12 protein-coding genes and 1 tRNA gene are annotated in these 12,768 nt (G+C 40.8%); 4 read left to right on the top strand and 9 right to left on the bottom strand.

Annotated features, from left to right (window positions below; all coding sequences use genetic code 11):
• Positions 1 to 221: 221 nt before the first annotated feature.
• Positions 222 to 1,202, bottom strand: coding sequence for a gliding motility lipoprotein GldB (gene gldB / locus FOC45_RS10915; protein WP_009390229.1), 981 nt, complete (start codon positions 1,200 to 1,202; stop codon positions 222 to 224).
• A 2-nt stretch (positions 1,203 to 1,204) separates the two neighbouring features.
• The gene (locus FOC45_RS10910) at positions 1,205 to 2,116 is read right to left on the bottom strand and encodes a hypothetical protein (RefSeq protein WP_009390231.1); all 912 of its coding nucleotides are present in this window, start codon (positions 2,114 to 2,116) and stop codon (positions 1,205 to 1,207) included.
• Between the two features lie 88 nt (positions 2,117 to 2,204).
• Here FOC45_RS10910 and FOC45_RS10905 point away from each other — a divergent pair, with 88 nt between their 5' ends.
• Entirely contained in the window at positions 2,205 to 2,810 is a 606-nt protein-coding gene (locus FOC45_RS10905) for a hypothetical protein (RefSeq protein WP_009390233.1), read from the top strand.
• Positions 2,811 to 2,820: 10 nt separating this feature from the next.
• Here FOC45_RS10905 and FOC45_RS10900 read toward each other — a convergent pair whose 3' ends face one another.
• Together FOC45_RS10900 and FOC45_RS10895 are read right to left on the bottom strand one after the other, a co-directional pair.
• Complete coding sequence (locus FOC45_RS10900; RefSeq protein ID WP_009390234.1) at positions 2,821 to 4,122, bottom strand: hydroxymethylglutaryl-CoA reductase, degradative; 1,302 nt, start codon at positions 4,120 to 4,122, stop codon at positions 2,821 to 2,823.
• A gap of 1 nt (position 4,123) precedes the next feature.
• Positions 4,124 to 5,308 (bottom strand): porin, encoded by a 1,185-nt coding sequence (locus FOC45_RS10895; protein ID WP_009390236.1) that lies wholly within the window; start codon positions 5,306 to 5,308, stop codon positions 4,124 to 4,126.
• Between the two features lie 497 nt (positions 5,309 to 5,805).
• On the opposite strand from FOC45_RS10895, the gene FOC45_RS10890 reads away from it, so the two are divergent.
• The 3 genes from FOC45_RS10890 to FOC45_RS10880 are packed head-to-tail and all read left to right on the top strand — an operon-like array spanning position 5,806 to position 9,110.
• Complete coding sequence (locus FOC45_RS10890; protein WP_009390238.1) at positions 5,806 to 6,582, top strand: phosphatase PAP2 family protein; 777 nt, start codon at positions 5,806 to 5,808, stop codon at positions 6,580 to 6,582.
• A gap of 6 nt (positions 6,583 to 6,588) precedes the next feature.
• On the top strand, positions 6,589 to 7,812 hold the full coding sequence (locus tag FOC45_RS10885; protein ID WP_009390240.1) for a porin: 1,224 nt from the start codon (positions 6,589 to 6,591) through the stop codon (positions 7,810 to 7,812).
• Positions 7,813 to 7,829: 17 nt separating this feature from the next.
• The gene (locus FOC45_RS10880; RefSeq protein WP_009390242.1) at positions 7,830 to 9,110 is read left to right on the top strand and encodes a histidine-type phosphatase; all 1,281 of its coding nucleotides are present in this window, start codon (positions 7,830 to 7,832) and stop codon (positions 9,108 to 9,110) included.
• 178 nt (positions 9,111 to 9,288) lie between these two features.
• Here FOC45_RS10880 and FOC45_RS10875 read toward each other — a convergent pair whose 3' ends face one another.
• The 5 genes from FOC45_RS10875 to FOC45_RS10855 form a co-directional block, all read right to left on the bottom strand.
• Positions 9,289 to 10,515, bottom strand: a complete 1,227-nt coding sequence (locus FOC45_RS10875; RefSeq protein ID WP_009390243.1) for a porin — start codon at positions 10,513 to 10,515, stop codon at positions 9,289 to 9,291.
• 95 nt (positions 10,516 to 10,610) lie between these two features.
• Complete coding sequence (locus FOC45_RS10870) at positions 10,611 to 10,991, bottom strand: hypothetical protein (protein ID WP_009390245.1); 381 nt, start codon at positions 10,989 to 10,991, stop codon at positions 10,611 to 10,613.
• Positions 10,992 to 11,036: 45 nt separating this feature from the next.
• Positions 11,037 to 11,107, bottom strand: a tRNA-Cys gene (locus FOC45_RS10865).
• Between the two features lie 40 nt (positions 11,108 to 11,147).
• Positions 11,148 to 11,510: a dihydroneopterin aldolase gene (gene folB / locus FOC45_RS10860; protein WP_009390247.1), complete on the bottom strand. Its 363-nt coding sequence runs from the start codon at positions 11,508 to 11,510 to the stop codon at positions 11,148 to 11,150.
• Positions 11,511 to 12,464 carry a type IX secretion system membrane protein PorP/SprF gene (locus FOC45_RS10855; RefSeq protein ID WP_009390248.1) on the bottom strand — a complete coding sequence of 318 codons (954 nt, stop codon included), beginning with the start codon at positions 12,462 to 12,464 and terminating at the stop codon, positions 11,511 to 11,513. It lies immediately after the preceding gene.
• Positions 12,465 to 12,768 lie beyond the last annotated feature (304 nt).

The raw sequence follows: 12,768 nt of genomic DNA, 5'->3' as shown, positions 1-12,768 counted from the left end.
TAGGAATTGCAGGAGCCTCAGTAACAACTGAGGCTCTTGTTTTTTGTATATGTTATAAATCAAAATAATACAGGCGCGAGCTACAGCTCGCGCCTATTTAGATATGAGACAACTCTGTAACACGATGAGACAAGTATTTGCACACTTCAGCAAAACGTACGAACTTTGCCCCCGTAAAGGTTTTAAAAAAGCCAGAGTTTGTTCTTTGACATATTGGGATATTATTTTGGTTTATACAGTGATTGTTTAAACAATTCATCAGCTTTCATTGCCAATAGATTTACTAAAGGAGTATCTTTGTGATTTTCGGCATAAGCCTGCACAATCTGATAGCCTATATAACGCCCTATCTGTCCTGGTGACTGGTTGTCTAACTCTAAATAGAATTTAGAGAAAGGTGCAGGATATAAGAACCGAGAGAGCAGTTTCTTATCAGTTTGGTAGAGTAGCTCCTTTTCTATAAAATACCGCCATATTTCTACCTCATTTGCCTTTGCCCAATCGTATTGGTCAGAAGTATATTTTAGTAGTGTTGCCGGCTTTTTATCGGGCATCAAAAGACTCTCTAAATACAGCTTTTTGCCTTCGTAAATCATATTGTCTAAAAAGGTGAGATGTGCTCCACGAGGTACGAGTTTGTTAGCAAATGCCTCCGCTACATCTACTGTTAGGTATTGCTTGTCGAGCTCAGTACTGATGTACTGCTGCATCTCCTGATAGTAAGGGTGTTTAGCCCCCAAATAGTTGTCAGCACCTATTAGCAGCAAGGTGTCGGCATAAATCACTCGCGACTCATAATCTACTCTGCTGATAAGGGTTACTACGCGGGGAGGCTCAAATTTAGGGAAGTAGTATTTGATATGCTGGAATAGGCGTTTTAGCTCTTTCTTTTCTGCTGAAAAGTCGCCTAAACTCTTGTGTATTTCGTTGTAAATATCAGCATAACGTAAGTTTACTGAGGGTTCATCAGGGAAGATAAGTCCGTTGCGAATTTCGAGCCACTCTTCATCGCTAATAGTAGAGGTGAAGAAGTAAGGATACTTCCGGCACAGCTTGGGCAGGTCAGCATCGGAGGTTTTTACAAATAAAGAGTCTAACCGCACAGTCTCAAAGTGCATTGGTATGGCGGCTATTTCTTTTTCTTTTTTATCGCCACAAGCTATGGCGGTTATCAGTACAAGGCTTAGTAATATTCTTTTCATTTTTATTTAATAGTGAAAATAGTAAAGGCAATCATTGCTATAATAAACAGTATAAATAGGTGCATCAGCGCATTCTCTATAGGAAAAAGCAAAAAGATAGCCGCGATATATAATATGGTTAAAGCTGCTATTACGATAGCGCAGCCCATTGCTTGCCGGTCGGTGCGCACGGCTAATACTATCATCGATAATAGATCATCTTCGTCGTCTATTGTCTTCTTTTTGAAAGCGCCTTCAAAAAGATTATCTCTTAGGAAATGCTCTTTATACTCCTTTTTCTTTAGCAGCGCTTCTACTAAAGGCTTAGCAGGGCTATAGGGTTGCTGCCCTCCTAAGGAGTATAGAGCAACATCTACTATACGGCTATTTTTTTGCTCATCTACAAACGGACTTTGTATAAAAGGTAACAAGCGTTCGCGTTGGTCATTAGGTGTGAGGAAGATAGCAGTTCTATAGACTACATCTCGCTGTATGTCTGAAGCGAAAATATCTTTTTCTATATATTTCCAGCAGGCTTCTAACAATAGTGGTTCAGGTTCTGTTATCCCTGGTGAATACTCTATTGCGTATTCTAAACAGTACAGATGATGAAACTCACCCTTTCGGAGGCACTGATGATAGGCATTCAGAAAAGAGTTTATGTTTCTAAAATCAGGAGAGAAGTCGGGGTAAGGTTCGTCTTCATACACCACTACTTTCCCCTTGAAAATATCATTAGTATAGATTGCTACTACAGACTTTTCGTTATCTATGAAAATCGGCAATAAGTTAAACCCTAACTGATAAGAGGTTAAGCGTTCTTTAGCTGCTAAGAACTCGCCATAGTTTAGTAGGCGGAGCCCTGCTGAAGGTCTAAACTCCTTCAGAAAAGAACTGTCTACATTATTTTTCTTACAAATATCTTCCCAATCCATAGTATGGTATCACGAGGCATCTCCGCATTTAAAATTTGCTTATTTATTAATTAATTCTTAACTTGCGCCGCTTTTTAAATAGATAATTATGAAATATTTAACACAAACCCTTGTGGCTATTGCCCTTCTGATAGGTGCAACAGCCGCTTGTACTAAAGCTCAAAGTGATGAGGATAGCAGTACCGAGAAGATGAGCTACCTACAAAAAGATGAACGCATTACCCTAAGTGTAGCACGCAATCAGCTGTATATATCAGGTGCTATTGACGAGATGCAAAGAGTGCAACGTGTTGAAAAAGACTCCTATGAGTATCTCACATTTACTACAGCGGTTATCAAGAAAACGTTCTTAGGCACTTACCCCACTCGGGCAAGATATCTTCAAGAACTGTACCCTAAATTGCGCGTAGAGCCCGTGTTAGTAGAGCCCGATGGTACACGCTTACTGCTCAAAGGAGAGGTAATCGTGGTCTTAGAAAAAGGCGCTACTATGCCTGCCGAAATTAAGGGCTTAGGCTTCACAATTACCCCTGATAGCAAGAATCCTGAGCGGTATATACTCTCATCTAATTATGCTACAGAGCGCTTGTTGCAGATAGTCTCAGCCCTACAAAATGTGAAAGGCGTAGTATCGCTCACCCCTAACTTCGATCGTCGTGTTCCTCCTAAGAGGCAAGATTACCAAGTGAAGTAGGATTTCAGTACTATCCTCTCAATTTCTCAAGCTCACGCTTCACCTCACTGTGCGTCACCGTCTTATCTTTAAAGTAGGCGGTGAGCACTTTTTTTTCGTCTTCACTCGCCCCTAATTGATTAAAAATATTGTTTAAATGCATCTTCATATGCCCCTTTTGAATGCCCAAGCTGATGAGAGAACTCACTGCTGAAAAGTTCTGAGCCAAGCCCACACAAGCCACTATTTGCATCAGTTCGCGTGCGTTAGGCTTCTCTAATATAGCTAAAGCAGTCTTCACTAAAGGGTGCAAGTTTGTAAGCCCACCAACAGTCCCTAATGCTAAGGGCAGTTCTAAAGCAAAGTGAAACGTATCTCCGGTTATCCACGCATCTGACAGACTTTTATAGCGCCCCGTCCGAGCCGCATAAGCGTGCGCACCAGCTTCTATAGCGCGAAAATCGTTACCAGTAGCTAGAATTACCGCATCTATACCGTTCATTATTCCCTTATTGTGGGTCGTAGCGCGGTATACATCAGCATTAGCGATAGCAAGAGCTTGCACAAACTTACGTGCTGCCGTCTCACCCTCTAAGTGGGCTATCTTAAGGTCTTTCACGGGGCAAAACACTTCAGCGCGTACCACACAATTAGGCACGTAGTTAGAAAGTATCGACATCACTACCTCGTATTTGCCCTGTAGTAGGGGGTCTCTATCGGCTTCGTCTCTAAAAGTATCGGCAAACGACTCTAAGCACGAGTTAATAAAGTTAGCCCCCATAGCATCGAGGGTCTCAAAAGTCGCCGACAGCTGGTAGTAATGTGCTAAAGCCTCTGTTTTATCTTCCAAAGTAAGCGAAGTAATCCCTCCGCCTCGTTTTTCCATATTGGAAGTGATAGGCTGAGCATTAGCGAGCATCAAAGGTTGCACACGAGCGAAAAAAGCAGTTAAGTCAGCCTTTTCTCCATAGAAAAAGAAGTGCACGTGTCCCGTCTTTTGGGTGTCGAGCACCTCTGTATGAAAGCCTCCGTGCGTTTGCCAGTATTTAGCTGCTCTACTTGCGGCCGCTACTACCGAACTCTCCTCGATAACCATTGGCACTGTATAAGTACGTCCGTTGATAACGAAGTTAGGAGCTACCGCAAAGGGCAGGTAATAGTTAGAAACTGTATTCTCTATGAACTCATCGTGCAGTTTTTGCAGTTCAGCATCAGCGTTCTGATATCTTTCAAAGAGAGCAGTGGCATTCTCTACTTCGGTGAAATACGTGTCGCAAAGCCACGCTATCTTCTCGGCTTTGGTAAGTTTAGAAAAACCGTCTATATGTTTCATCTTAGTTGTTAGTCTTTAGTATTGGTAGTGTATAATACGCCCCTATGGCTATGCGGTGCATTTGTTCGTTTTTCAAATGCAAAGTCTTATCGTAGCTGATAGTGTTGCCCACATAAGCTAAATAGAAACGAAGGTCTTGCCCACGAAGTGGCGCATACTGTGCAGCCGCAAAATAAATATAGTTAGTGCGCAACTGCTCACTTAGTCGCTGAGTGATACCCGCCTGCTCAATCCCAAGTTTAGCCGACAAACTCCAGCGGTCAGTCAGCTGATAGTCGTAGCGAGACACAGCGCGCTTATACACAGCGTTTTTCTGCATAAGGTAATTGTTCTTAGCCAAACCATCATAAGCGCTGAGTAGCTGCGAGGCAGTAAGCCCATAGTCAGCCCCCATATAAGTATAGCTGAGGTCTAGGTAGAGAGTGTGTCGCCCGCTTTTATACCAGTTGCCGAGCGCAAGCGAGTGAGTTAGATTGTTAGCTGCGTATTGCGAAAGATTGTAAGAATAACGCAGCTTGAGTTTGCCGTCCAACAAATCGGTATTCCAAAAGAGGTACATACCAATAGGAGCTTTCGAAGCCTTAAAATCGCCTGCTACAAACCCTTTAGAGCTAAGCAAGTTAGCAAATTTAGTATTCACCGTATTGTGCAACTGCACGCCTATCTTATGCGCCCTGTTGATTTTATAGCCAAGAGTAAGCCCCGAAAGAAAGACATTGTTGTACACCCCGTTTAGGTAATCAGTGAAAATATATTCGTACAACGGATTGATTTCCTTCTCAAAAGCACCAAAAGCAGCCAATTGCTTGCCTACAGTCACATCCCACTGGCGGGCAGACCCAAAGCGGTAAGTCAAAAAAGCATAGTCTAAAGCGCTCGTACCACCATCTTGCGTAGTAGCGTTGAATGGCAGATTTGGACGAAAACGCACCCTATAAAAAAGGTCTTCATTAAAATCTCCCTGCAAATTGAGTCGTGCGTTATCAATCACAAAGTGGGTACTATTCTTAGAGTCATCAGTATAGCTATCGCTAATACCGCCTCCTCTAAAAAACAAATCGATGTTCAATTTCTTAGCAAAAGTAGGGATAACCTCCTGTTTTTTAGGAAGCGAATCAACCTCTTGTGCTGCGCTATCAAGCGTAAAAGCCAAAGCTAATGCGGCAAAAACTATTTTTTTCATCATTTAGAAAATTATTTATGCCGCAAAGCTACAAAACAATTAGCAATTCAGCAAATTTGAGAAACAGCAAATTAATACTTAGCATCAAGTCGTTAGCTATTAGTCTGATAACTGCCAGCTACTGAAATTACATTTTTCGCAACGTTTTCTCAAAAAGGTTATCAATATCTCAAGTATACACTAAGAGGCCACTAAGTGGTCACTAAGTGGTTACTAAGTGTAGCTAAAGAAATGAAATGCAATTAACAAATTCGCAATAAAAAGTCAAAAATGCTAACAATAATGCAAAAAAGCGCCTCAACATTTGCTTTCTTCTCCTTATTCTTCTCAATACCTAATTTAGGCTAACTACCGATACATTACTAAAGACCTATACAAAAAGTTAAAATATCATAATTTTCTTGTAAGACATAAACTTGTTTTATACCTTTGTAGGGCAAAAGAGTTGAAAATCTACTTTTTTTCGATAGTGAAATTAATAATTTAAAAAGTTTTATCATATGAAAAGAAATTTATTACTAGTAGCCTTGCTGGCAGTGTCAGTAGCTACGTGGGCACAAGAGAAAATTAAAGACGTAAGAACTAAACCAGACGTTTATTTCTTGCAAATAGGTGATGTTGCTAACAGCTTAGAATTGCTCCCACCGCCACCACAACCGGGTAGTATCCTCTTCCTAAATGACGAAGCGCAATATCGCTGGGGATTGATGCAACGCCGTACCCCTCGTGGAGACCAAGCGGTAACCGATGCGCGTGTAGATGGAGCAGGGGTTCCTAATGCTTTCTCTGAAGCTTTTGGGGTGAAAATCTCTAAAGAAAATACCCCCGAAATCTTTAAGTTAGTGGTAAATATGCGCGAAGACGCTGGCGACCTTGCTACCCGCGCTGCCAAAGAGCACTATATGCGCGTACGTCCGTTTGCTTTCTACGAAAAAACTACTTGCAACCCAGAGCAGCAACAAGAGCTTTCTACTAATGGGTCTTATCCTTCAGGGCACACTGCTATTGGTTGGGCTACAGCTTTGGTACTTGCAGAAATCAACGTAGATAGACAAAACGAGATACTAAAACGTGGATACGAAATGGGGCAAAGCCGCGTGATTTGTGGTTATCACTTCCAAAGTGATGTTGATGCAGCTCGCTTGGTAGCTAGTGCCGTAGTAGCACGCCTACATGCCAACGATGCTTTCATAGCACAATTAGCGAAAGCTAAAAAGGAGTTTGCCGAACTTGTAAAGAAGGGCAAAGTGAAAAAAAGTGAACGTGAAACTAAATAGTAGGCTATGAAGAAGTTCGTATTTACAGTTGCTGCACTAATGAGTTTAGGCTACGGCTATGCGCAAGACAATAGCACTCCGATGGCAGAACTCATTCCAGCACAGCCTATTGAGCCAGCTCAAAAGGTTGAAGAGAAAATAGAAATAAAGCCAGCAGGGCGTATCCTCATCGATGGAGGTGTATTTGGGGCTAATCACTACCACGACCAATTTGTTAGTGGTGTAGCGATGCCCGACTTCCGCGCAGGTTTAGGAGCGCGCTACGGCCAATGGAAAGCTAAGATAGATATCGGCTATGCTTACAATGCACTCTCGGTGAAAGACGTACTGATAGAGTATGGTTTTAGCAAGCATACACTACTCCGTGGGGGCTATTTTGTGCACCAATTCGGTATGCAAAGTGCAACGAGTTCTTCTTTCAAAATATCTATGGAAGAACCTCAGAGCAACGAAGCCTTTTTTAATGGCAGGCTTGTAGGGCTTATGCTGATGCACCAAAAAGATAAATTCTTCGGTACATTGAGCCTTTTTGCTGAAAACGAAGCAATGAAAAAGAGTCCAACAGTAACAGGTAGCCAAGGTATGGGTATGATGAGCCGTCTATTGTATCGCCCTCGCCGCGAGGAAGGTAATATCTTTCACGTAGGTATTTCAGGGGCTTTTGAGACACCCCGTTATGGTGAAATAAAAGATAATGCAGGTAAAGTAACAGTTACCCATAGTTCTTATGTGCTCAAAACGCCTTTCCCTACACGTATAGCAAAGGTAACCGCTCAGCAAGCTAATATTGAAAACGCTACTTTCCTCTATAAATTCTCACCAGAGTTATTGTATGCCAAAGGCAATTGGGGGTTAGAAGCACAGTATTACTATCTAAATGTAAACCGCAAGAGTGGTTTTGAAGCATTCGATGCTAGCGGGGCTTACGCTATGGTGCGCACTATCATCAAAGGCAGTCCGTATACTTATGCTGATGCCGATGGAGGTATTGCAACCCCTAAAGCTGGAGCAATGGAGTTGGTAGCAGGCTATAACTACACCGACCTTTCTAATGCCAAAGCAGGTATCTTAGGGGGCAGACTAAACGACTATTCGCTTACTTTCAACTACTATATTAATAAATATATGATTTGGAGGGTGCGCGCTTCGTACACTGCTGTAGGCTATCGTAAGGATAAAGAAAATACCAATTTGAGCCTTATCGAAACCCGTCTGCAAATTAAATTTTAACAAAGCAATAAAGCAATATGAAAATAAGAATTATAAACATAGCGTTGCTCCTATTGTGCCCACTTTTAGCAATGGGGCAGCTACAACGCTCTGAGGCGTTTAAAAACCAATATAAGCTAAAAGAAGTAGTAATACTCAGCAGACATAATATTCGTTCGTCATTGTCAGTAAATGGTAGTGTTTTACAAAAGATGACGCCTCACCAATGGATAAAATGGAGCGCAGCCCCTAGCGAATTGACTTTGCGTGGCGGAGTTCTCGAAACTATTATGGGGCAATTCTTCCGCAAATGGACGGTAAACGAAGGGCTTTTTACCGAAAATGCTGTCCCCACTGTTGATGAAGTAAACTTTTATGCTAATAGTATGCAGCGCACTATAGCTACAGCCCAGTACTTCTCATCAGGGTTTATGCCGGTAGCCAATCTGCATATCAATCACCGTTTTACTCCTAGTAAGATGGACCCAGTGTTTTTCCCTGCTCTTACTAAGAGTAGTGAAGCCTTTAAGGCACAAGCACTTAAAGAAATAGCAGCTATGGGAGGAAAAAAAGGTATTGTAGGCATCAACGAAGGTTTAAAAGACTCATACCAACTGATTGAAAAGGTATTAGACCTAAAACATTCTCCTGCTTGTCAGTCGGGTGAGGTATGTGCTTTCGACGATTACAATACTCAGCTAAAGTTAGAAAAAGGAGATGAACCTAATATGAAAGGTTCGCTAAAGTTTGCTAACTCGGCTTCTGATGCACTTATACTTCAGTATTATGAAGATGCAGACCCTGTACAAGCCGCTTTCGGACAAAAGCTTACCAATGCCGATTGGGAGAAAATAGCTAAGGTAAAAGACGTGTATGGCGATGTGCTCTTCACGGCACCTATAGTAGCGGTAAACGTAGCGCATCCACTATTGGTGTATATGAAAGACGAGCTAAACGCTAAAAACCGCAAGTTTACTTTCCTTTGCGGACACGATTCTAATATAGCCAGTGTAAATGCTGCTTTAGAGGTAGAAGAATATAGCTTACCTCAATCGATTGAGAAGAAGACTCCTATAGGCAGCAAATTGGTGTTTGAGAAATGGGTAGACAAGGCAGGCAAAGAGTTTGTAGCGGTAAACATCGTTTATCAGACTACCGAACAGCTACGCAATGTGTCTTTGCTAAACTTAGAGAACCCGCCTGTAGTTTTCTCGCTTAAGTTAAAAGGACTACAAGCCAATGCTGATGGACTTTACACTATAGAGAGCGTAAATGACCGCTTTGATAAAGCTATACGTGCCTATGAGGCAATAAAATAAAATCCCAGTATGTCAAAGAACGAACTATAAGTCTTAAGACTTTTACGCTGCAAAATTCAGAAGATTTTCAGCAATAGGCAAATAGTTGTTTCATACTGCGACAACCTTGTAACATTAAATAACAAATGAGTCAATTAGGAAATGAAGAGTTTGCTAATTGACTCATTTTAGTTCTCAATTAAAATTTGATTTGCAGACGTGTTTCTATAAGGCTTAAATTAGTGTTCTCTCTGTCTCTACGATAGCCAACTGAGGTATATGAGCTACGTATCCGCCAAATTACATATTTATTGATATAGTAGTTGAAAGTAAGCGAATAATCGTTTAGTCTGCCCCCTAAGATACCTGCTTTGCTATTCGAAAGGTCGGTGTAGTTATAACCGGCTACTAACTCCATTGCCCCAGCTTTAGGGGTTGCCATAACGGCATCTGCATCGGCATAAGCATATGGCTTCCCTTTGATGATAGTGCGCACCATAGCGTAAGCCCCGCTAGCATCGAATGCTTCAAAACCACTCTTGCGGTTTGCATTTAGGTAATAATACTGTGCTTCCAAGCCCCAATGACCTTTTGCCAATAAGAGTTCGGGCGAGAATTTGTAGAGGAAGGTAGCATTATTAATAGTAGCTTCTTGTGCTGTTACCCTAGCTATACGTGTAGGAAAATATGTTTTAAGTACATAAGAACTATGGCTTATACCTGTTACTTTTCCTGCATTATCTTTTACTTCAGTATAACGAGGTGTCTCAAAAGCTCCTGAAATACCTATGTGAAAGATATTACCTTCTTCGCGATGGAGTCGGTACAATAGATGGCTCATCATACCCATACCTTGGCTGCCTGTTTTGTCAGCACTCTTCTTCATCACTTCATTTTCAGCAAAAAGGCTCAATGTGCCAAAGAACTTGTCTTTTTGGTGCATCAACATAAGTCCTACAAGCCTATTGTTGTAGAAAGCACTATTGCTTAGAGGTTCTTCCATTGATATTTTAGCAGAAGCCCCAAAAACACTCTGCATACCGAATTGATGCAGAAAATAACCTCCCCTAAGTAGGGTGTGTTTGTTAAAATCGTACTCTATAAATACATCTTTTACTGAAAGAGCTTGATTAGCATAGCCCATTTCTATTTTGCTTTTCCATTGTCCGTAGCGCATTAGTAGGCCAGCACGGAAGTCAGCTAGAGCTATACCACTTACAAACTCGTTGTGGTAGTTATTGGCTCCTAACACGCCACCATCAAAATGAATGCGCCCTACCGATTTAATTTCTACTTTCTCTTCTACTTTTTGTGCAGGCTCAATAGGTTGGGCAGGGGTTAGGGTAGCCATTGGCACAGTATTGTCTTGTGCATAGCCGTAGCCTAAACTCATTAGGGCAGCGGCTGTAAATACTAACTTCTTCATTTTTTAATATATTTTGGTTTAAATTTTAAATAAAAAAGAGCTCCTTGTGCTAAGGAACTCTTTTTTATTATTGTATTATTATGAATAGCTTTATATTAGAATATAGCTACTAAATCTTTTTTGTATTTAGAAAGTAGGGCTCTTGTAAGACCTAAGTTCGCTTTGTTTGAATCTACAGCTAAGTAGATAATGTAGCTACCATTTGATGAAATGTCAATGATGTGGATTTGGTCTGTAAGTGTAATTAGGATATCAACGATTCTCTCTTTTGAAGCTAATCCTAATACTTGTAGAGCGTTTTGTTTTGCCTTTACTACTTCTAGGTTGTAAGCAGAAGCAAGGTTAGGGTCAAAACTTGGGTCAACAGAGTCAGAACCGTATGATACACCTGAACGTACCTCTGTTACTGAAACTGCTATAAAACCAGGAATGTTATTCTTCATGTCCTGAATAAATTTGTCTAGAACATTTGTCATTTTTCGAAAAGTTTTTAGAGATGGGATTATTTATTTAAAAAGGTGAGGCATCGAGCGGATTTGAACCGCTGTATAAGGTTTTGCAGACCTCCGCCTAGCCCCTCGGCCACGATGCCTTTTTGTATTCTGGGTGCAAAGATATATCTTATTTTTTAATTAACCAAATCTTTCTTGTTTTATTTTTACTGATACACTCTCTACATCTCCGCCTATAGGTGGATTTATCTTGGCAACTTTTAGGGTAACCTTCTGAACTTCAGGTAGTTCATCAAAAATGCGTTTTACTATCCGCGCCGCTACATTTTCTAATAGTTTTGCAGGTATTGCCATTTCTTCCTTTACAATTCTGTTTAGGTGTACATAATCTACCGTATCTTGTAGGGCATCAGAGAGCATTGATTTTTTTAGGTCAGCACTGATTTTTAGGTCGGTGCGGTAGTCACTCCCTATAGTGGTTTCTTCGCTTAAGCAACCGTGATAAGCGTATGAGCGTATGTTTTTAAGAATAATCTGTTCCATTTATCGTTGCGCACATTTACAGTTACTAACCCCTTGGAATAGGTCAAGACCCAATGTAATAACGTGTGTGCCAGAGTTATAGCCTATGATCTCGTTGAGTGTTAGCTGATATGAGTAAGCAAAATAAAGCATTCCGCGTTTAAGTCCTGCCATTGGACCTATGTTTAATGGGCGGAATAACTGGTCATTTAGGGAACGATAGTTCACCCCTACCCAGTAATAATCCTCTAAGTCCATCCAACGGAATTTAAGGTTGAAGTCGGTAGTAGAACGCCCATCGCTTTCGTAAAGTTGATATAGCAATGATGGTTCAATTTCGAAGTTGCTCTTCTTATCTTGTTTGTAGCGATAACCGGCAAAAATCATATAATTGCGCAGAGCTTTAGGTTCTTCTTTATAGAAATGCTCGATATCTTTGTTGAGGATATTCATAGCACTAAGGTTTACGAACCAATTTTTGTAGCGGTAAAGTACCCCTACGTCGAAGTTGTGGTTTACGGTGAAACGGTCGTTAGTAACCGCCTGATCTCTAATAGATTGGTTGAATTTTTTTATATCAATTTCAAAAGTATTAAGAGCGTATGAGATACCGAATGACACAAAATGGTTATCATATCTGTCGAGGGTAAGGTGGTGAGCGAAAGACACTTTGCCACCGCGTTGGTAGGTATGCCCGTTGCGGTCGTTATAAAGCATTACACCAGCCCCGCTGCGTTCGCCTAAACGCATATCGCCAGCTAATGATTGATAATCAGGAGCACCTTTTACGCCTACCCATTGGGTAATACCCGAAAGACGGATGCGCACGAAGTCTCCTATACCTGCGTATGTAGGTGCTATAAGAAACTCACTATCAGCTAAATACTGGTTTTGCTGTGGTAAGTTCAACTCTTGTGCAAGGGTCTTCCCCTCAAAAGCACATACTGCTAAAAGTAACAATACTATTCTTTTCATTGTCGATAAAAATTAACTTTTTAACTGTTTGCTTGCTATTTTTTCATTGTGGTTTTGCCACCTATTACACCTATATAGTACGTAGGCACAAGTTGCAAAATTTTCAGCAAATATACCTATTTTTTTTATCTTACCCTATTTTTTTACCTACAAAATACGCAGATTTAACATATTTATAGTTTTTTTAACACTTTTGGCTATGTTATTTAGTATTGCTATATATGTGTTGTTTTAGATGTTTTTATAATAATAATTGCAAAGAATAGGGTGTTTTATTTCTGATAATTCTTTTAAAACAATGATT

It is taken from the genome of Capnocytophaga sp. FDAARGOS_737 (assembly GCF_009730375.1).
Lineage (GTDB): Bacteria > Bacteroidota > Bacteroidia > Flavobacteriales > Flavobacteriaceae > Capnocytophaga > Capnocytophaga leadbetteri.
Note: the sequence above shows the minus strand (reverse complement) of the source record. Positions and strands in the feature narration are given on the sequence as shown.

Bases quoted from the DNA above. Each gene is read 5' to 3' on its own strand.
- FOC45_RS10880 (WP_009390242.1), top strand. From the start codon at position 7,830: ATGAAAATAAGAATTATAAACATAGCGTTGCTCCTATTGTGCCCACTT.
- FOC45_RS10905 (WP_009390233.1), top strand. From the start codon at position 2,205: ATGAAATATTTAACACAAACCCTTGTGGCTATTGCCCTTCTGATAGGT.
- FOC45_RS10875 (WP_009390243.1), bottom strand. From the start codon at position 10,515: ATGAAGAAGTTAGTATTTACAGCCGCTGCCCTAATGAGTTTAGGCTAC.
- folB (WP_009390247.1), bottom strand. From the start codon at position 11,510: ATGGAACAGATTATTCTTAAAAACATACGCTCATACGCTTATCACGGT.
- FOC45_RS10895 (WP_009390236.1), bottom strand. From the start codon at position 5,308: ATGATGAAAAAAATAGTTTTTGCCGCATTAGCTTTGGCTTTTACGCTT.
- FOC45_RS10855 (WP_009390248.1), bottom strand. From the start codon at position 12,464: ATGAAAAGAATAGTATTGTTACTTTTAGCAGTATGTGCTTTTGAGGGG.
- FOC45_RS10885 (WP_009390240.1), top strand. From the start codon at position 6,589: ATGAAGAAGTTCGTATTTACAGTTGCTGCACTAATGAGTTTAGGCTAC.
- FOC45_RS10900 (WP_009390234.1), bottom strand. From the start codon at position 4,122: ATGAAACATATAGACGGTTTTTCTAAACTTACCAAAGCCGAGAAGATA.
- FOC45_RS10910 (WP_009390231.1), bottom strand. From the start codon at position 2,116: ATGGATTGGGAAGATATTTGTAAGAAAAATAATGTAGACAGTTCTTTT.
- gldB (WP_009390229.1), bottom strand. From the start codon at position 1,202: ATGAAAAGAATATTACTAAGCCTTGTACTGATAACCGCCATAGCTTGT.
- FOC45_RS10870 (WP_009390245.1), bottom strand. From the start codon at position 10,991: ATGACAAATGTTCTAGACAAATTTATTCAGGACATGAAGAATAACATT.
- FOC45_RS10890 (WP_009390238.1), top strand. From the start codon at position 5,806: ATGAAAAGAAATTTATTACTAGTAGCCTTGCTGGCAGTGTCAGTAGCT.